The sequence below is a fragment of the Curtobacterium sp. MCPF17_003 genome, assembly GCF_003224385.1.
Classification (GTDB): Bacteria; Actinomycetota; Actinomycetes; order Actinomycetales; family Microbacteriaceae; genus Curtobacterium; species Curtobacterium flaccumfaciens.
The window spans coordinates 54,858-69,506 of the sequence record NZ_QKLC01000014.1 but is presented as its reverse complement, the minus strand read 5'-3'; the positions used below and the strand labels follow the sequence as shown (position 1 = coordinate 69,506).

The window sequence follows — 14,649 nt, the reverse complement described above, 5'->3', positions numbered from 1 at the left end:
GTGGTGGCGGCGCGCTGACGCGGCGGGGAGCACGGCCCCCGCTCTGGGACGAGACAAACGGCCCGGAATGCGCTGAGATGGTCGGATGGAACCCCTGCACGGCGAACGCGTCGAGGACGACGAGTCCCTCGCAGAACGCACGGTGCGCGCGGCGATCCGCGCCTACCGGTTGCACCCGTTCGACGACGTCGACGCGGCAGTCGTCGCCGACGTCGCGGGCATCCCGCTCGAGACCGTCGAGCGGCTGTTCCCGACCTGGGACGCCCTGCTCCTGGTCACCTACGACCGGTGGTCGCAGCTGCGGGGGACCCGGCGGAAGAACCCGCCGGCGTGCACGATCGAGCACGTCCGCCTGACCCTCGCCGAGGACGTCGCGGACCCCGGGCTCGTCCGGGTGCTCGCGGGGCTGATCACCGTGGCCAGCTCGGAGTCCGGGTTCGCCGAATTGTTCCGCAAGCGGTTCGAGGAGTACGCCGAGCAGCTGACCGTCGGGCTGCAGCGTGACTTCGACAAGGGCGCGGAAGAGGCCGGCATCCCCGCCTACCAGGCAGCGACGCAGCTGCTCGCGGTCTTCGAGGGGCTGCAGATCCAGATGCTCGTCCGCCCGCACATCGACGTCCTGGTCGAGTTCGACCGTGCGGCGAACACGCTGCGCCAGGGATGGAAGCGGCACGCTGTCCCGTCGTGGGACCTCGACGAGGCACCCGTCCGCGTCTGACGCCGCGCGGCGACGACCGACGAGGTCAGCCCCGCCGCCCCCGCCACGACAACACCTGCCGCACCGTCACCTTCGACCCGTACTGCGCGACCGAGTGCCGGAACAGGTACTCCGCGAACCACAGCAGCAGCCCGGCGACGACGAACACCTCGACGATGCAGACCACCGACTCCGTCACGGTCAGGGCCCCGACGGCGTTCCGCACCATCGCGGTGATCGGCGTGAAGGTCGGGAAGTACGTGAAGAACTGGGCGACGGGCGACGTCGGCGTCGTCATCACGAAGAACGCCGCGTACAGGGGGATGATCAGCGCGAAGATCGCCGCCGACTGCAGGGCCGAGGCGTCCTTGATCGACGGCACGGCGGCCCCGACGGCGACGAACAGCCCGGACGCCAGCAGCACCCCGCCGACGAGCAGCAGCGCCCCGGTCACCATCCGCCACGGGTCGACCGTCAGCCCACCGAGCTGCGACGCCACCAGCGGCAGGGCGACGAGCAGCCCGACCAGGCCGGGCACGACGAACACGCTGACCTGCACGAAGCCGACGAGCAGCATGGCGACGACCTTGCCGCGGATCAGGTCGCCCGCGGTCACCGTCGTCAGGATCATCTCGGAGATCCGGTTCTCCTTCTCCTCGACCACGACGGTGACCATCCGGGCGGCGAGCAGGATGACGAGCCCGAAGAACGCCGCGACGAACAGGAACGGCGGCACGACCGACAACCAGCCCGGCGCGACCCGGCCGTCGGCGTAGGTGGTGACGTCGGTGGCGGGTGGACTGCGGAGCAGCTCCACGGTCTCGGGGTCGTCGACCGAAGCGGCGACGCTCTGCTCGAGCACCCGTTCCGCCAGCGACGACCAGACCCCGTTGGCGAAGAGCCCGCGGTCGGCGGCGTCGACCCGGATGGCCGTCGTGGACGGCGACGACGGGAACACGATGAAGGCGTCGAGGTCGCCGGACCGCACGGCGGCGCGGTCGGCGGCGGCATCGGTGGACGGGGTCCCGCCCCACTTCGCAGCGACGGACTCGGACACCAGGCCGGACTCGTCGACGTAGTGGAACGGGGTCTTCGTGGCGGACGACCCGGACACCACGGAGTTCGTGCCGGCGGCCTGCCCGATGCCGACGAGCAGCGAGACGACCACGATGACGACCGGCAGCGCGAGGGTGCCGATCCAGAACGCGGGCTTCTTGACCGCGCGGACGAACTCGAACCGGACGACCGTGCCGAGGTTGCTCATGCCGCGACTCCGTCCGACGACGCAGCGGCGAGGGCGTCGTGCCCGTAGACCTGCACGAAGATCTCGTCGAGCGGGATCCGGCGCATCTCGAACGAGGTGACGTGCACCCCGGCCGCGACCAGTTCTGCCAGGACGTCCGCACCGTCCGGAGCGGCGGCCCGGGTCGGGACCAGGTAGGCGACGTGCCCCTCGTGGCGGGCGAGTCGGTACAGCGGCGACTTCGGCACCGGGCCGTCGAGCCCCACGCGGGCGACGGCGCCACCGAAGGCGTCCTGCACGTCGGGCACGGATCCGTACGCGGCGGCCCGCCCGTCCTTGAGGAGCAGGATGCGGTCGCAGAGCCGCTCGACCTCGTCCATGTGGTGCGTCACGAGGACCACGGTCGCGCCGTCAGCCTTCCGTTCGTCGACCAGGTCGAGCAGGAGTCGCCGGTTCACCGGGTCGAGCCCCTTCGTCGGCTCGTCGAGGATGAGCAGCCGCGGCCGGTCCATGATCGTGATGCCGAGCTGCACCTTCTGCTGCTGCCCGCCGGACAGCTTGTCGACGCGCAGCTTCGCGCGGTCGGCGAGCCCCACCCGGGCCAGGTAGTCCATGCTCCACGCGGTCGCCTCGGCACCGCGGAGCCCGCGCAGGCGCCCGAAGTAGGTCATCACGTCGATGACGGACTCCTTGCGGTACAGCCCGCGCTCTTCGGGCAGGTAGCCGATGCCGCCGGTGGCCGGCCGGTAGGGGAGGCCGTCGATCGTCAGCGTGCCCGCCGTCGGGGTGGTGATGCCGAGCAGGGCCCGGATCGTCGTGGTCTTGCCGGAGCCGTTGCTGCCGAGCAGCCCGAACGTCTCACCGGGGGCGACGTCGAACGACAGCCCGTCGACCACGTTGCGGTCGCCGAACCGCATCACGAAGTCCTGCACGCTGATGCTCGCCCCGCTCATGCGGCGACCCTACCGGGACTTTCTTCCCAGAACGGCCGCGATGGGATGCGAGAACGGGCGTACCTGGTCGGAACTTTCGACCCAGTACGCCCGTTTCCGGCAGGTACGCCCATTTCCGGCAGGTACGCCCGTTTCCGGCGGACGGGAGGCGCGGTGTCAGCCGGCATCGCGCCTCCCGTCCGTCGTCCGCTCACGCCCAGGGCGCGAGCGTCGCGTCAGGAACGCAACCAGGCCGTCCCCACGCCCGACAGGGCGCCGTCGACCACGGGGGCCGAGGTGAGCAGCAGCTCGCCGGCCGGTAACGCGAAGGGCTCGTCGCCGAAGACCGTCACGCTGGTCCAGCCGTTCGGCCGACGGAACGCCAGCACGTCGTCACGGCCGGTCTCGATCCACTCGAGCTGTTCCTCGGACTGCAGCTGGCCACGCAGGCCGAGCGCCTTCCGGTACAGGTTCAGGGTGGAGTCGGGGTCGGCGTCCTCGGCCTCGACGCTGGAGTCCGCGAACCACGCCGGCTGCGGCAGGTGCGAACCGTCCGGACCGAAGCCGAACGACGAGCCGGTGCGCGTCCACGGGATCGGCACGCGGCAGCCGTCACGACCGACGTCGACGCCGGGGTTGCGGAAGAAGGCCGGGTCCTGGCGGTCGGCGTCCGGGATGTCACCGACCTCGTGCAGGCCGAGCTCCTCGCCCTGGTACAGGTAGGCGGAGCCGGGCAGGGCGAGCTCGAGCAGCGTGGCGGCCTGTGCGCGGCGCAGGCCGAGCGACCGGTCGAGCGCGTCCTGCGAGCCGCCGGCGAGCAGCCAGGCGCTGCCCTGCTTGTCGGTGCCACCGGCGCGGGGCGGCAGGGCGTAGCGGGTGGCGTGCCGGACGACGTCGTGGTTCGAGAACACCCACGTGGTCGACGAGCCGGACTGCTCGGCGAGGCCGAGGTTGAACTCGATGATCGTGCGGAACTGGCCGGCGTCGAAGTCGGCCTCGAGCAGGTCGAAGTTGAACGCCTGACCGAGTCCCTCGGCGCTGGCGTAGCGGGCACGGCGGTGGGCGGGGACCCAGGCCTCGGCGACCGCGGTGCGGGCCGGCGTGTACTCGTTGAAGGCCGTCCGCCACTCGGCGTAGATCTCGTGCACGTCGTCGCGGTCCCAGAGCGGGTGCGTGCCGTCCTTCGGCATCTCGGCGAGCTCGGCCCAGGTGGGCAGGGTCTCGCCCAGGTCCTTCGCCAGGCCGTGGGCCACGTCGATGCGGAACCCGTCGACGCCGCGGTCGGACCAGAAGCGCAGGGTGTGCAGGAAGTCGTCGCGGACCTCGCGGTTCGCCCAGTTCAGGTCGGGCTGCTCCTTCGCGAAGCTGTGCAGGTACCACTGGCCGTCGCCGACGGCGGTCCAGGCCGGGCCGCCGAAGATCGAGATCCAGTCGGCGGGGGCGTCCTCGCCGGAAGGTCCGCTGCCGTCGCGGAACACGTAGCGGTCGCGGGCGGGGGAGCCCTTGGGGGCCGCGAGGGCCTCGCGGAACCACTCGTGCCGGTCACTCGTGTGGTTCGGGACGACGTCGACGATCACCCGGATGCCGGCGGCGTGCAGTGCCTCGACCATCCGGTCGAAGTCGTCGAGTGTGCCGAGGCGCGGGTCGACGTCGCGGTAGTCGTCGACGTCGTAGCCGCCGTCGGCCAGGGCGGACGGGTAGAAGGGGCTGAGCCAGACGGCCTCGATGCCGAGCGAGGCCAGGTACGGCACCCGCTCGGTGATGCCGGGCAGGTCGCCGATGCCGTCGCCGTTCGCGTCGGCGAACGAGCGGGGGTAGATCTGGTAGACGCTGGCCTGGCGCCACCAGGTCTCGTCGTGCGTGGTGGCGGCGGGCTGGGCGAGGGTGTCGGTCACGTCGGGCCTTTCGTGGTTCGAGGGGTTCGAGGGGTGTGTGTCGGTCGGGCCTGCGCCGGCGATCGCGGTCGGGCCCGCACCGGCGGTGTCGGTCACTTGATGGCGCCCTGGGTCACGCCGGCCATCACCCACCGCTGGGTGACGAGGTAGACGATGATCGCCGGGGCCATCGCCATCAGGTACGAGGCGAACGACACGTTGTAGTTGTTGCTGAACTGCGTCTGGAACATCTGCTGCAGCACCGGCAGGGTCTGCAGCGCCGGGTCGGAGGTGATCAGCGACGGCATCACGAAGTCGTTCCAGGACGCGAGGAACGCGAAGATGCCGACGGTGGCGCTCATCGGTGCCAGCAGCGGGAACACGAGTCGCCAGAACACCTGCCCCGTGCTCGCACCGTCGATGCGTGCACTCTCCTCCAGCTCCGCCGGGATCGACCGCAGGAAGGCCGTGAAGAGCAGCACGCTAAAGGACAGCTGGAACATGACGTGCAGGATCGCGACGCCGAGCGGGTTGTCCAGGTGCGCGAGCCCGGTGAGCTTCACCTGCGACAGCGCGAGCACCGGGAACGGCAGGAACATGGCCGCGAGCAGGTAGAAGAACGACCAGCGGAACAGCCGGCGGTCCCAGTTCCGGGCGATCGCGTAGGCCGTGAACGAGGCGAGCAGGATCGTGCCGACGACGGTGATCGCGGCGACGAACACCGAGACCGCGAAGGCGCGCGGGAAGTCCGTCAGCTGCCACGCCTGCACGAAGCCGTCGACGCTGAACGGTGCCGGCAGCGAGAACGCGTTGCCGTCGACGGCCTGGCCGGTCGTCTTGAACGCCATCGTCAGGGTGACGTACAGCGGCACGAGCACCGACAGCGCGCACAGCACGAGGACGACGGTGACGGGCCAGTTCGAACGACCGCGGCCGGCCTTGCCCGAGCCGGAGGACCGGTCGGCGTCGACGGAACGGATGCTGCCGGTCGCGGTGGTCCCCGGTCGCAGGGGTGCTTGCAGGGACATCAGAGCGCTGCCTTCCCGCGGGTCGCCCGCAGCTGGATCACGGCGATGACGACCGCGATGACGAAGAAGATCGTGGCGTTCGCCATCTGGTAGGCGTAGTCGCCGCCGTTGAAGCCCTTGAAGATCGACATCGCGACACTGGTGGTCGAGGTGCCGGGGCCGCCGTCGGTCAGGCCGACGATGATGTCGTACGAGTTCAGGAAGTTCTTGAACCCGATGACCAGGTTGATCAGGATGTAGCCCGCCGTCAGCGGTGCGGTGATCGAGACGAGCTGCCGCCAGGCGCTGGCACCGTCGAGGGCGGCTGCCTCGTACACCTCGCCGGGGATCGAGAGGACACCGGCGATGTAGATGAGGAGCGTCGACGGGATCGCCTGCCAGGCCGTGACGACCACGATCGCCAGCCAGGCCAGGTCGGGGTTCGCCAGGATGCTCTGCTCGAGCGGCCCGAAGCCGATCGCGGTGGCGAAGGCCGGCAGACTGTTCGCGAACAGGAACGAGAACACGTAGGCGATGACGATCCCCGAGATCACCATCGGCAGCACGAACACCGCACGCAGCGCGATCTTGCCGCGGATCTTCGACGTCAGCGCGATGGCGAGCAGGAACGCGATCGCGTTCACGACGATCACGGTGACGAGCGAGAACCCGAGCGTGAACAGGTACGCCTGCAGGATCGCGGGGTCGGAGAACACCGCGACGTAGTTGGTGAGCCCGGTGAAGCGGAACTCGCCGAAGCCGACGGAGTTCGTGAAGCTCAGCACGATGCCCATCACAGCCGGCAGCGTGATGGCGAGCGTGAAGAGCACCAGGGTGGGCAGCAGGAACGCCAGGAAGAGCGGGTCGACGCGGGGCTTGCGTCGTCCGTTCCGTCCTCCGGCCTGGAGGCCCGTGGCGGCTCCGCCACGGCGGCGGCGGTCCGCCGTCGTGATGGATTCGGTGGTCGTGGTTGCCATTCGGACGTCTCCTTACGCGGCCGTGCGGAGCGCGAGACGCGCCCAGTCGGCGTCGAGGGTGCGGAGCTGACGCTGCGGGTCGCCGCCGAAGGCGATCGACTGCGCGTAGTTCGCGACCGGGATCTCGGCGGGGATGAGCTGCGAGGCGCCGAGGTAGAAGGCTGCGTCGTCGTAGTACGACTGCATGCCACGGAGGGCGGGGTTCGACGCCGGGGGAGCGTCCTTGCGCACTCCGAAGCCGTTGTTGTCCGCGTTGTACTCGTCGTTGACCCGCTTGGACATCAGGAACGACAGGAACTCGCGGGCGGCCTCCTGCTTGCGCGACGCCTCCGGGATCCAGAGCGCGAGGTCGACGTTCACGCGCACCTTCCGGTCGGCCGGGTCGTCGGTGACGGGCAACGGGAAGGTGCCGAGGTCCATGTCCTTCGTGGTCTTGGCGATCTCGCCGAGGGCCCACGGTCCCTGCAGGTACATGCCTGCCTTGCCCTGGGCGAAGGCGAGGTTGCCGTCGCCGTACCCGCGGCTCGCTGCGCCGTCCTGGTGCCAGGCGCGGAGCTGCACCATGCGCTCCATCGGCTTCCGCAGGTCGCGCTCGAACGAGACGGCGGATCCCTTGCCGACGTTCGTGCCCTCGCGGCGGAGTGCCTCGAAGGTAGCCGGGGTGTCGATCATGCCGCCGATCGAGTAGTCGAACATGCCCTGGGCGATCGTCCAGTTGTCCTTGAACGTGCCGTAGATCGGCGCGATCCCGGCCCTGGTGAGGCGCTCGCACACGTCGGCGAACTCGCTCCACGTCGTCGGGACCTCGAGCCCCTGCTGCGCGAAGAGCGCCTTGTTGTAGATCACCGACGCCGCGGTCACCGAGTACGGCAGGGCGCTCTTCCGGCCGGGGTAGTCGGCGGTCTGCTCCATGAGCGGCCACAGGTCGGGGTTGATGGTGTCGGCCTGCGGCAGGTCGGACAGGTCGGTCAGCGCGCCGTGCTCGACGAACGGCACGACCGAGAAGTTGTAGTTCCAGCAGCCGAGGTCCGGCGGCCGGTTTCGCACGAAGTTCGCGGACATGCTCGAGGTCGAGTCGCGCACGACCCGGACCTTCGACTGGGTCTGGTGGAACTGCGCGATGACGTCGTCGAAGTAGCCGATGACCTCGGGCTTCGACACGTAGAACGTGATGGTCTCCGGCTTGGCGCTGGAGGACCCGATCGGGGCGCATCCGGCGAGCGCGAGCCCGCTTGCGATGCCGCCCGCTCCGAGCAGGAACCCGCGTCGGCTGACCGATGCTGCGCTCCTGGCGGTGGCGTGTGCTTGCACGTCGTCTCCGTCCGTCCGGACCCGGCGTCCCTGCCGTTCCGTCCCGCGGGTGGCTCCGATGCCACCCGCGGAACTAAATGTAGCGAGAAAATCTAATTCCGCAAGGAACTCGTCGCGCGATAGGGTCACGACATGCCGCCACCCCGTGGAACGAGCGCAGAGACGCTGCTCGCGTACGCCTTCGACTCGTCGGCGTTCACCGCGACCGAGGCGATCGACGCCACCGGCCTGACCCGGTCGACCGTGCTGGGAGCGGCCGAGGAACTCGTGCGGCTCGGCTGGCTCCGCGAGCTCGACGACGCCCGCGCCGCGGGGGAGTACCGGATGGGACGCCCCGCCCGCCGCTACGAGCTCGACACGGTCGCCGGGGTCGTCGTCGGTGTGGACGCCGGCCAGCACCGGGTCACGGCCTTCGTCGCCGACCTGCGCGGCACGGTGCTGGGTCGTGCCGAGGGCGCGCTCGGTGAATCGGGCCTCGACGTGCCCGTGCGGCTCGGGGTCCTCGCCGACACCGTGGCCGCCGCACTTGACTCGGCCGACGTCGACCGCGCCCGGGTCCTGGTCACCGTCGTGGGCATCCCGGCACCGGTCGACGCCGCCGGTGCCTCGCCCGATGACGGCGGCTTCTGGGTCCGGATGAACCCGGGGTTCGTCGACGCCGTGCCGGACGGGCGGGTGCTCGTCGAGAACGACGCGAACCTCGCCGCGCTCGCCGAGCGGCCGTCCTCGGGTGACGCCTCGTTCGCGGCGCTGCTGTCCGGCGAACGCTTCGGCGCGGGACTCGTCGTCGACGGGGTCCTGCTGCGCGGTGCCCACGGCGGTGCGGGCGAGATGCGGGTGCTCGAACTCGTCGAGGGTGTCGGCTCGTCCGACGGCATCGGCGCCGTCGCCCGCGCCTTCGTGGCCGACGCCGTCGCCGCCGGGCACATCCCCGCGGACTCCGCGCTCGCCGCCGACGCCGCCCTGGTGTTCGCGGCCGCACGGAGCGGTGATCCGGTCGCGCGCACCATCGTCGACCGCCTGGGGGACCGCCTGGCCAGGGTCTGCATCCTGCTCGCGAGCCTGCTCGACATCGACCGCGTGGTGGTCGCCGGCGCGATCGCCCAGCCCGCGGTCGCCGTCATCGACCGCGCGCGTGACCTGCTCGCGAAGGGGCACTTCGACCCGGTGCCCGAACTCGTCGCGTCCTCGCTCGGGGCCGACGTCGTCGTCATCGGGGCCGTGGCCCACGCGGTCGACGCGGTGCGGGCCGACCCGCTGGCGTTCGCGCTCCGCCCCATGCTCGCATCATGACCACGCGGCGCACCGGGTTCTTGCAGATCTGACAGGATCTCGTGGTGCACCGTCTCCGATCCCTCCCGATGCCCGTGTTGTTGCCGGTGCTCTTCCTGTTCGCGGGCGGGATGTGGTTCGGGATCGGGCTGCTCGTCTCCCCTCGAGACATCTCCTTGCTCGGGCGGGCGATCGGCACGGTCTTCTACGCCGGTGCGATGACGGCGTTCTTCGGCGTATGGATCAGCAAGGCTCGTCGGCGAGCCGGCGGCGCGACGGAGTTGACGGACGTGCAGCGCGGTCTGAAGCGCGGCGAGGTACCCGAGGGCGCTGATCTCGCCACGTGGTCCGCGACGGTCGACGAGCACCACCGACAGTTGCGGCGGAGCCGGTGGTTCGGGCCGGTCGTCTTCGGGGTGATGGTCGTCCTCGCCATCTGGCTCGCCCTGACCTCGACGCCCTGGTGGTGGTTCGGGGTGGCGTTCTTCGTCGGGTTCTTGCTGTTCTCGGTGATCACGACGCCCCGCGCGCTCGCGAAGGCCGAGGTCGTGCGCGAGGAACTCCGTCGCCGTGCGAACGGGCTCTGACGCGAACCCGGCGCATCAGCCCGGCAGTGGGATCTCCCGTTGGCGGTCCCACGGTTCCGTCCAACCGAGTCGGTCGAACAGCGCATCCAGCAGCATCGCGGTGAAGCCCCACACCAGGTGCTCGTCCCCGTCGGCCTCGATTGTGAACGCCGGTCCGCGCCACTCCTGACCACTGCGGCGGAGCACGGTTACGCCGCGGTTCGCCGGGTCGAGCAGGTCGGCCACCGGCACCCGGAACACCGCCGCCGACTCGTGCTCGTCGACGACGCGGATCGGTGAGGGGTCGCGCCACCAGCCGATGACGGGCCGGACCAGGTGGTTCGAGAACGCCAGGGGCACGGCTGGCAGTGTGCCGAGCACCTCGACGCCGGCGGGGTCGAGTCCCGTCTCCTCCTGTGCCTCGCGGAGTGCGGCGGCGACGGCGTCCGCGTCACCGGGGTCGATGCGTCCACCGGGGAACGCGACCTCGCCGGCGTGCGCGCGCAGGGTCGTGGCCCGGGCGAGGAGCAGGACGTCGAGGTCGCGCGGGACCCCGGGTGCTGCTGCCGGTCGGTCGCTCGGCGCGTGGTCGAGCGCGCCGAAGAGCATCAGGACCGCGGCCCGTCGGGGCGAGGCCGTGCTGCCGGGTTCGACGAGCGGCCCACCGTCACCCCAGCCATCCGCTGCGACCGCCGCGAGTGCAGCCCGTACCGATCCGTCGTGCGTCACCCGTTCACCCTAGGTGTGCGCCACCGAGAGGTCTGGCGGCACCGTCGCACCGGACGCTGAGCTGGGGGTCGTTCGAGTGCCGCCTGAGAGCTGCACAGGTGGGAACTGTGCGAACCGGAAGCGCCTGGGTGCCCCGTTCGCAGCGGGCCGCCGCCACGATTGCATCGTCCGCCGGGAGGCCCCATGTTCCACGATCTGCTCCGACCCCTGTTCCACGTCGCCGTCGTCGCACCGGCCGTGCTCGTCCCGGTGGACGTCGCCGCCGGGCTCCTCGCCGTCGCCGCGCTGCTGCCGGCGTTCGGTCGTCGCTCCCGGCACCCGGTCCGGGGGCTGGTCTGGCGGCTCGGTGCCGTGGCCGTCGGTGCCGTGATCGGCCTGGTCGCGGTGTGGTGGTTCGGGGACGTGCAGGACCTGTACGGGGTGTCGTTCACCCCGATCACCCGGATGTGGGTGGCCCTGGCCTTCGGCGCTGCCGGCCTGCTCGTGGTGACGGTCGTCCAGGGCGGCTGGGTCCGCCGCGTGCTCGGCGTGCTCGTGGCGGTGGCGGTGGCCCTGGCCGCCGTCCTCGGCGTCAACGTCGACTTCGGGGCGTACCGCACGATCGAGCAGGCCGTCGCGACGGATCCGTACCCGTCCGGTCCGATGGCACACGAGACGGGGGTGGGGCGCGCCTCCAGTCCGGTGGTCGACCCGGCCACCTGGCGAGCCCCCGCCGACATGCCGCGACGCGGGGAGGTGCTCTCCGTCGCCATCCCGTCGACGGTCTCCCACTTCCACGCGCGGCCGGCGGACGTGTACCTGCCGCCGGCCGCCCTCACCGACCGACCACCGACCCTGCCGGTCCTGATCAGCCTGGCCGGACAACCCGGCCAGCCGAGCGACATGTTCCAGGCCGGTCGGCTCGGCGCGGTGATGGACGCGTTCGCCGAGGCCCACCACGGACTCGCCCCGATCGTCGTCGCGCCCGACCAACTCGGGGCACCGGACCGGAACCCGATGTGCGTCGACTCGCCCCTCGGGCACTCCGCGACGTACATCACGACCGACACCACGGACTGGATCCGGCAGCACCTGCGCGTCGGGGCAGCGCCCTCGGCCTGGGGCATCGTCGGGTTCTCGCAGGGCGCGACGTGCGCCATGCAGTTCTCCACCGCGCACCCCGGCGCGTTCGGCACGACCTTCGCCATCTCGAGCGAACTCGCACCCCTGAACGGCTCCGTCCAGCACAGCATCCAGGTCGGGTTCGGCGGCTCCGCCAGCCGGTACGCCGCAGCGGCACCACGGGCGATCATGCGGGCGCACGGTCCCTACCCCGGGCGCCTGACGGTGTTCGCCTACGGGAGCGAGGACGCACCCTACGTCGCGTCGACCACGGCGCTCCGCGCAGCTGCGGACGCCGCGGGGATGCAGACCCGACTGTTCGTGTCCGAGGGCTCCGCGCACGACTGGAACACCGTCCGCTACGCCCTGCGCGTCGGGATGCCCGGCGTCATCGCGCACCTGGGCCTCCGGTGAGCGCGGTGACCGCGGCCCTCGCGGGGGCGACCCCGAAGCGTCTCGTCCCGGTGGCTCGTCGGTACCCACTGACGAGTGTCGTCTCGGCCCTGACGATCGTCGCCGGCATCGCCGCCGTGGTGCTCCGCTGCATCGGCGCGCTCAGCGGTCGGACGCCCGACACCCTGGGCGGGACGATGGGCCCGCTCGGCGTGGTCGCGGTGACGAGCAGCGTCGTCGGGTTCCTCGTCACCTTCGTCGCCGTCGTGGTGTGCACCGGGGCGTCCGAACGGTTGCTCGGCTGGCGGCGCACCCTGCTCGCGATGGTCGTCACGACCGTCGTGGGGACCGGCCTCGCTGCCGTGCTGCAGCTGTTCGACGGTGCCCCGGCGACCCGTGGCTTCCTCGTGCACCTGGGACACGTCGGCCCCTGGACCTGGATCGTCGGGACCATCGCGACCGCGAGCGCCTTCGCCGGCGCGCTGTGGCGACGCCGGATCCGGGTGGTGTCGATCGCCGTCGTCGCCGCGCTGCTGCTGTACTCCGGGCACGCGTCCGACCTGCACGCGGCGCTCGCCCTGCTCATCGGCCTGGTGCTCGGCCGCGTGTTGCGGCGGTCGCCGGTGCGGAGCGGCTGGACCCGGAGTTCCTCACGCGAGACCCGCGTGCTGCTGGTGGCCGCGGTGACGGTGTCGGCCGTCGGCCCCGTCCTCGCGCTCGTCACCGGTGCCCAGCTCGGGCTGCTCGCCCCGCTCGCCGTGGTGCTCGACACCGGGCCGACCGGGCGGATGCCGCACTGCTCGGTGACCGGGGTGACCGCCAGCTGCGTCCGGGCGCTCGCCGCGGTGCACCCGCACGGCCCGCTCCAGTCGCTGCTGGCCGTGATGCCGCTCGTGGTCCTGGCGGTCGGTGCGGTGGGGCTCCGACGCGGCAGCCGGTTCGCGCTGTGGCTCGTCGTGACCGTCGACCTGATCACAGGCGTCGCGACCGCGGTCTCGTACGGGGTGCTGCCCGAGCGGCACCACGCCGTCGTGCAGCGTCTGGCCTCGGACCACCTCGCGGTCTCGCTCTCGCTCGTCGCGTCGGTGCTGGTGCCGATCGCCACCGCCGTGGTGCTCGTCCTTCGCCGCGCGGACTTCCCGGTGCGGACCGACCGGCGACGACTGCTGGGGTTCGCCGTCACGGTCGCGGGATCGGCCGTGGTGCTCGCGGTCGTCGTCGTCGGCGTCGCCGTGGCTTCGGGCGACAGCGTGCGCGCGCCCCTCCACCTGGCGCTCGCCGTGCTCGGTCCGATCGCACCCGTGACCCTGCCCACGCACCTGGCGCAGGCCGAGCCGGCGCTGCGGTTCGTCGTGGGCATCTCGGGCCCGCTCCTGTGGCTCGCGGTGGCGATCGCCGCGGTCCGGCCGACCGGGGCCGGGCCCTCGGACAGCGACCTCGACGGGCAGGACGCCGCGCGGGTGGCCGCTCGGGCGCTCCTGGTCGCCGGCGGCGGCGACACCTTCGGGTGGATGACGACCTGGCCCGGCAACGAGTACTGGTTCACCGAGGACGGTCGCGCCGGCGTCGCCTACCACCGCACCGGCAGCGTCGCCGTGACAACCGGCGGCCCCTTCGGGCACGAGGACGCACGGCTTGCGGCGCTGGAGGGCTTCGCGCGGGCCGCGGACGACCACGGCTGGACGCCCGTCTTCTACGGCATCGACGCCATCCTCGGTGCTGCACTCGCACGACTCGGATGGACGACGCTTCCCGTGGCCGAGGACGCCGACCTCGACCCGCGCACCTGGACCACGACCGGCAAGCGCAAGCAGGACGTCCGCACGGCCGTCAACAAGGCCGCACGGTCCGGCACCACTGCGCTCTGGTCGGACTGGGCCTCGCTGCCCGGATCGGTCACCCGCCAGATCGAGGCGATCTCGGAGGAGTGGGTCGCCGAGCGCGAACTGCCCGAGATGGGGTTCACCCTCGGCGGCATCGACGAGATGCGCGACCCCGCCGTCCGCACGCTCGTGGCCCTGAGCGAGGACGACACCGTGCTCGCCGTCACCAGCTGGCTGCCCGCGTACCGTGCCGGGCAGGTGGTCGGGTGGACGCTCGACGTGATGCGCCGCGCGCCCGACGCCCCGAACGGTGTGATGGAGTTCCTGGTCGCGAGTGCGGTCGACCGGATGCGCACCGACGGTGCCGAGCGGCTCAGCCTGTCCGCTGCCCCGCTCGCGTCCTCGGCGGAACCACAGGGCGCCGGCCGGAGCAGCGTCGAATCGGTCCTCGACGTTGTCGGCGGTGCGCTCGAGCCCGTCTACGGGTTCCGCTCCCTGCTGCGCTTCAAGGCGAAGTTCGGGCCCGACCTGCACCCCCTGGTGATGGCGTACCCGGACCCGGTGGCGCTGCCCACGATCGGCGTCGCGATCGTCCGCACCTACCTGCCGGGGCTGTCGCTGCGCCAGGCGGTGGCGATCGTGCGGGAGCGGCGTCCGGCACACGGAGTCCGGGCCGAGCCGCCGGCGGAACGAGTGGGCTGACCCGGACGGGCCCGCCGCGCCG

12 protein-coding genes are annotated in these 14,649 nt (G+C 71.7%); 5 read left to right on the top strand and 7 right to left on the bottom strand.

The window, feature by feature from the left end; translation table 11 throughout:
- Nucleotides 1-85: 85 nt before the first annotated feature.
- The gene (locus tag DEJ30_RS13935) at nt 86-718 is read left to right on the top strand and encodes a TetR family transcriptional regulator C-terminal domain-containing protein (RefSeq protein WP_110862313.1); all 633 of its coding nucleotides are present in this window, start codon (nt 86-88) and stop codon (nt 716-718) included.
- Nucleotides 719-743: 25 nt separating this feature from the next.
- Here DEJ30_RS13935 and DEJ30_RS13930 read toward each other — a convergent pair whose 3' ends face one another.
- The 6 genes from DEJ30_RS13930 to DEJ30_RS13905 form a co-directional block, all read right to left on the bottom strand.
- Nucleotides 744-1,961 carry an ABC transporter permease gene (locus tag DEJ30_RS13930; RefSeq protein ID WP_110862312.1) on the bottom strand — a complete coding sequence of 406 codons (1,218 nt, stop codon included), beginning with the start codon at nt 1,959-1,961 and terminating at the stop codon, nt 744-746.
- Nucleotides 1,958-2,893 carry an ABC transporter ATP-binding protein gene (locus DEJ30_RS13925; protein ID WP_110862311.1) on the bottom strand — a complete coding sequence of 312 codons (936 nt, stop codon included), beginning with the start codon at nt 2,891-2,893 and terminating at the stop codon, nt 1,958-1,960. The genes DEJ30_RS13930 and DEJ30_RS13925 overlap by 4 nt, the downstream gene beginning before the upstream one ends.
- A 215-nt stretch (nt 2,894-3,108) precedes the next feature.
- Complete coding sequence (locus DEJ30_RS13920; RefSeq protein ID WP_110862349.1) at nt 3,109-4,767, bottom strand: glycoside hydrolase family 13 protein; 1,659 nt, start codon at nt 4,765-4,767, stop codon at nt 3,109-3,111.
- A gap of 92 nt (nt 4,768-4,859) precedes the next feature.
- On the bottom strand, nt 4,860-5,774 hold the full coding sequence (locus DEJ30_RS13915) for a carbohydrate ABC transporter permease (RefSeq protein ID WP_027466185.1): 915 nt from the start codon (nt 5,772-5,774) through the stop codon (nt 4,860-4,862).
- Nucleotides 5,774-6,730: a carbohydrate ABC transporter permease gene (locus tag DEJ30_RS13910; protein ID WP_110862310.1), complete on the bottom strand. Its 957-nt coding sequence runs from the start codon at nt 6,728-6,730 to the stop codon at nt 5,774-5,776. Before DEJ30_RS13910 ends, DEJ30_RS13915 begins: the two co-directional genes overlap by 1 nt.
- A 12-nt stretch (nt 6,731-6,742) precedes the next feature.
- Nucleotides 6,743-8,041 carry an extracellular solute-binding protein gene (locus DEJ30_RS13905; protein WP_110862309.1) on the bottom strand — a complete coding sequence of 433 codons (1,299 nt, stop codon included), beginning with the start codon at nt 8,039-8,041 and terminating at the stop codon, nt 6,743-6,745.
- 132 nt (nt 8,042-8,173) lie between these two features.
- On the opposite strand from DEJ30_RS13905, the gene DEJ30_RS13900 reads away from it, so the two are divergent.
- Both DEJ30_RS13900 and DEJ30_RS13895 read left to right on the top strand, forming a co-directional pair.
- Nucleotides 8,174-9,334, top strand: coding sequence for an ROK family protein (locus tag DEJ30_RS13900; protein ID WP_110862308.1), 1,161 nt, complete (start codon nt 8,174-8,176; stop codon nt 9,332-9,334).
- A gap of 44 nt (nt 9,335-9,378) precedes the next feature.
- Nucleotides 9,379-9,900 (top strand): hypothetical protein, encoded by a 522-nt coding sequence (locus tag DEJ30_RS13895; RefSeq protein WP_146238597.1) that lies wholly within the window; start codon nt 9,379-9,381, stop codon nt 9,898-9,900.
- A gap of 15 nt (nt 9,901-9,915) precedes the next feature.
- Here DEJ30_RS13895 and DEJ30_RS13890 read toward each other — a convergent pair whose 3' ends face one another.
- Nucleotides 9,916-10,608: a CoA pyrophosphatase gene (locus DEJ30_RS13890; protein WP_258369959.1), complete on the bottom strand. Its 693-nt coding sequence runs from the start codon at nt 10,606-10,608 to the stop codon at nt 9,916-9,918.
- A gap of 183 nt (nt 10,609-10,791) precedes the next feature.
- Between DEJ30_RS13890 and DEJ30_RS13885 the strand changes: the two genes are divergently transcribed.
- On the top strand, nt 10,792-12,123 hold the full coding sequence (locus tag DEJ30_RS13885) for an esterase family protein (protein WP_110862306.1): 1,332 nt from the start codon (nt 10,792-10,794) through the stop codon (nt 12,121-12,123).
- Between the two features lie 5 nt (nt 12,124-12,128).
- Nucleotides 12,129-14,627, top strand: coding sequence for a bifunctional lysylphosphatidylglycerol flippase/synthetase MprF (locus tag DEJ30_RS13880; RefSeq protein ID WP_146238596.1), 2,499 nt, complete (start codon nt 12,129-12,131; stop codon nt 14,625-14,627).
- The last annotated feature ends 22 nt before the right edge of the window (nt 14,628-14,649 follow it).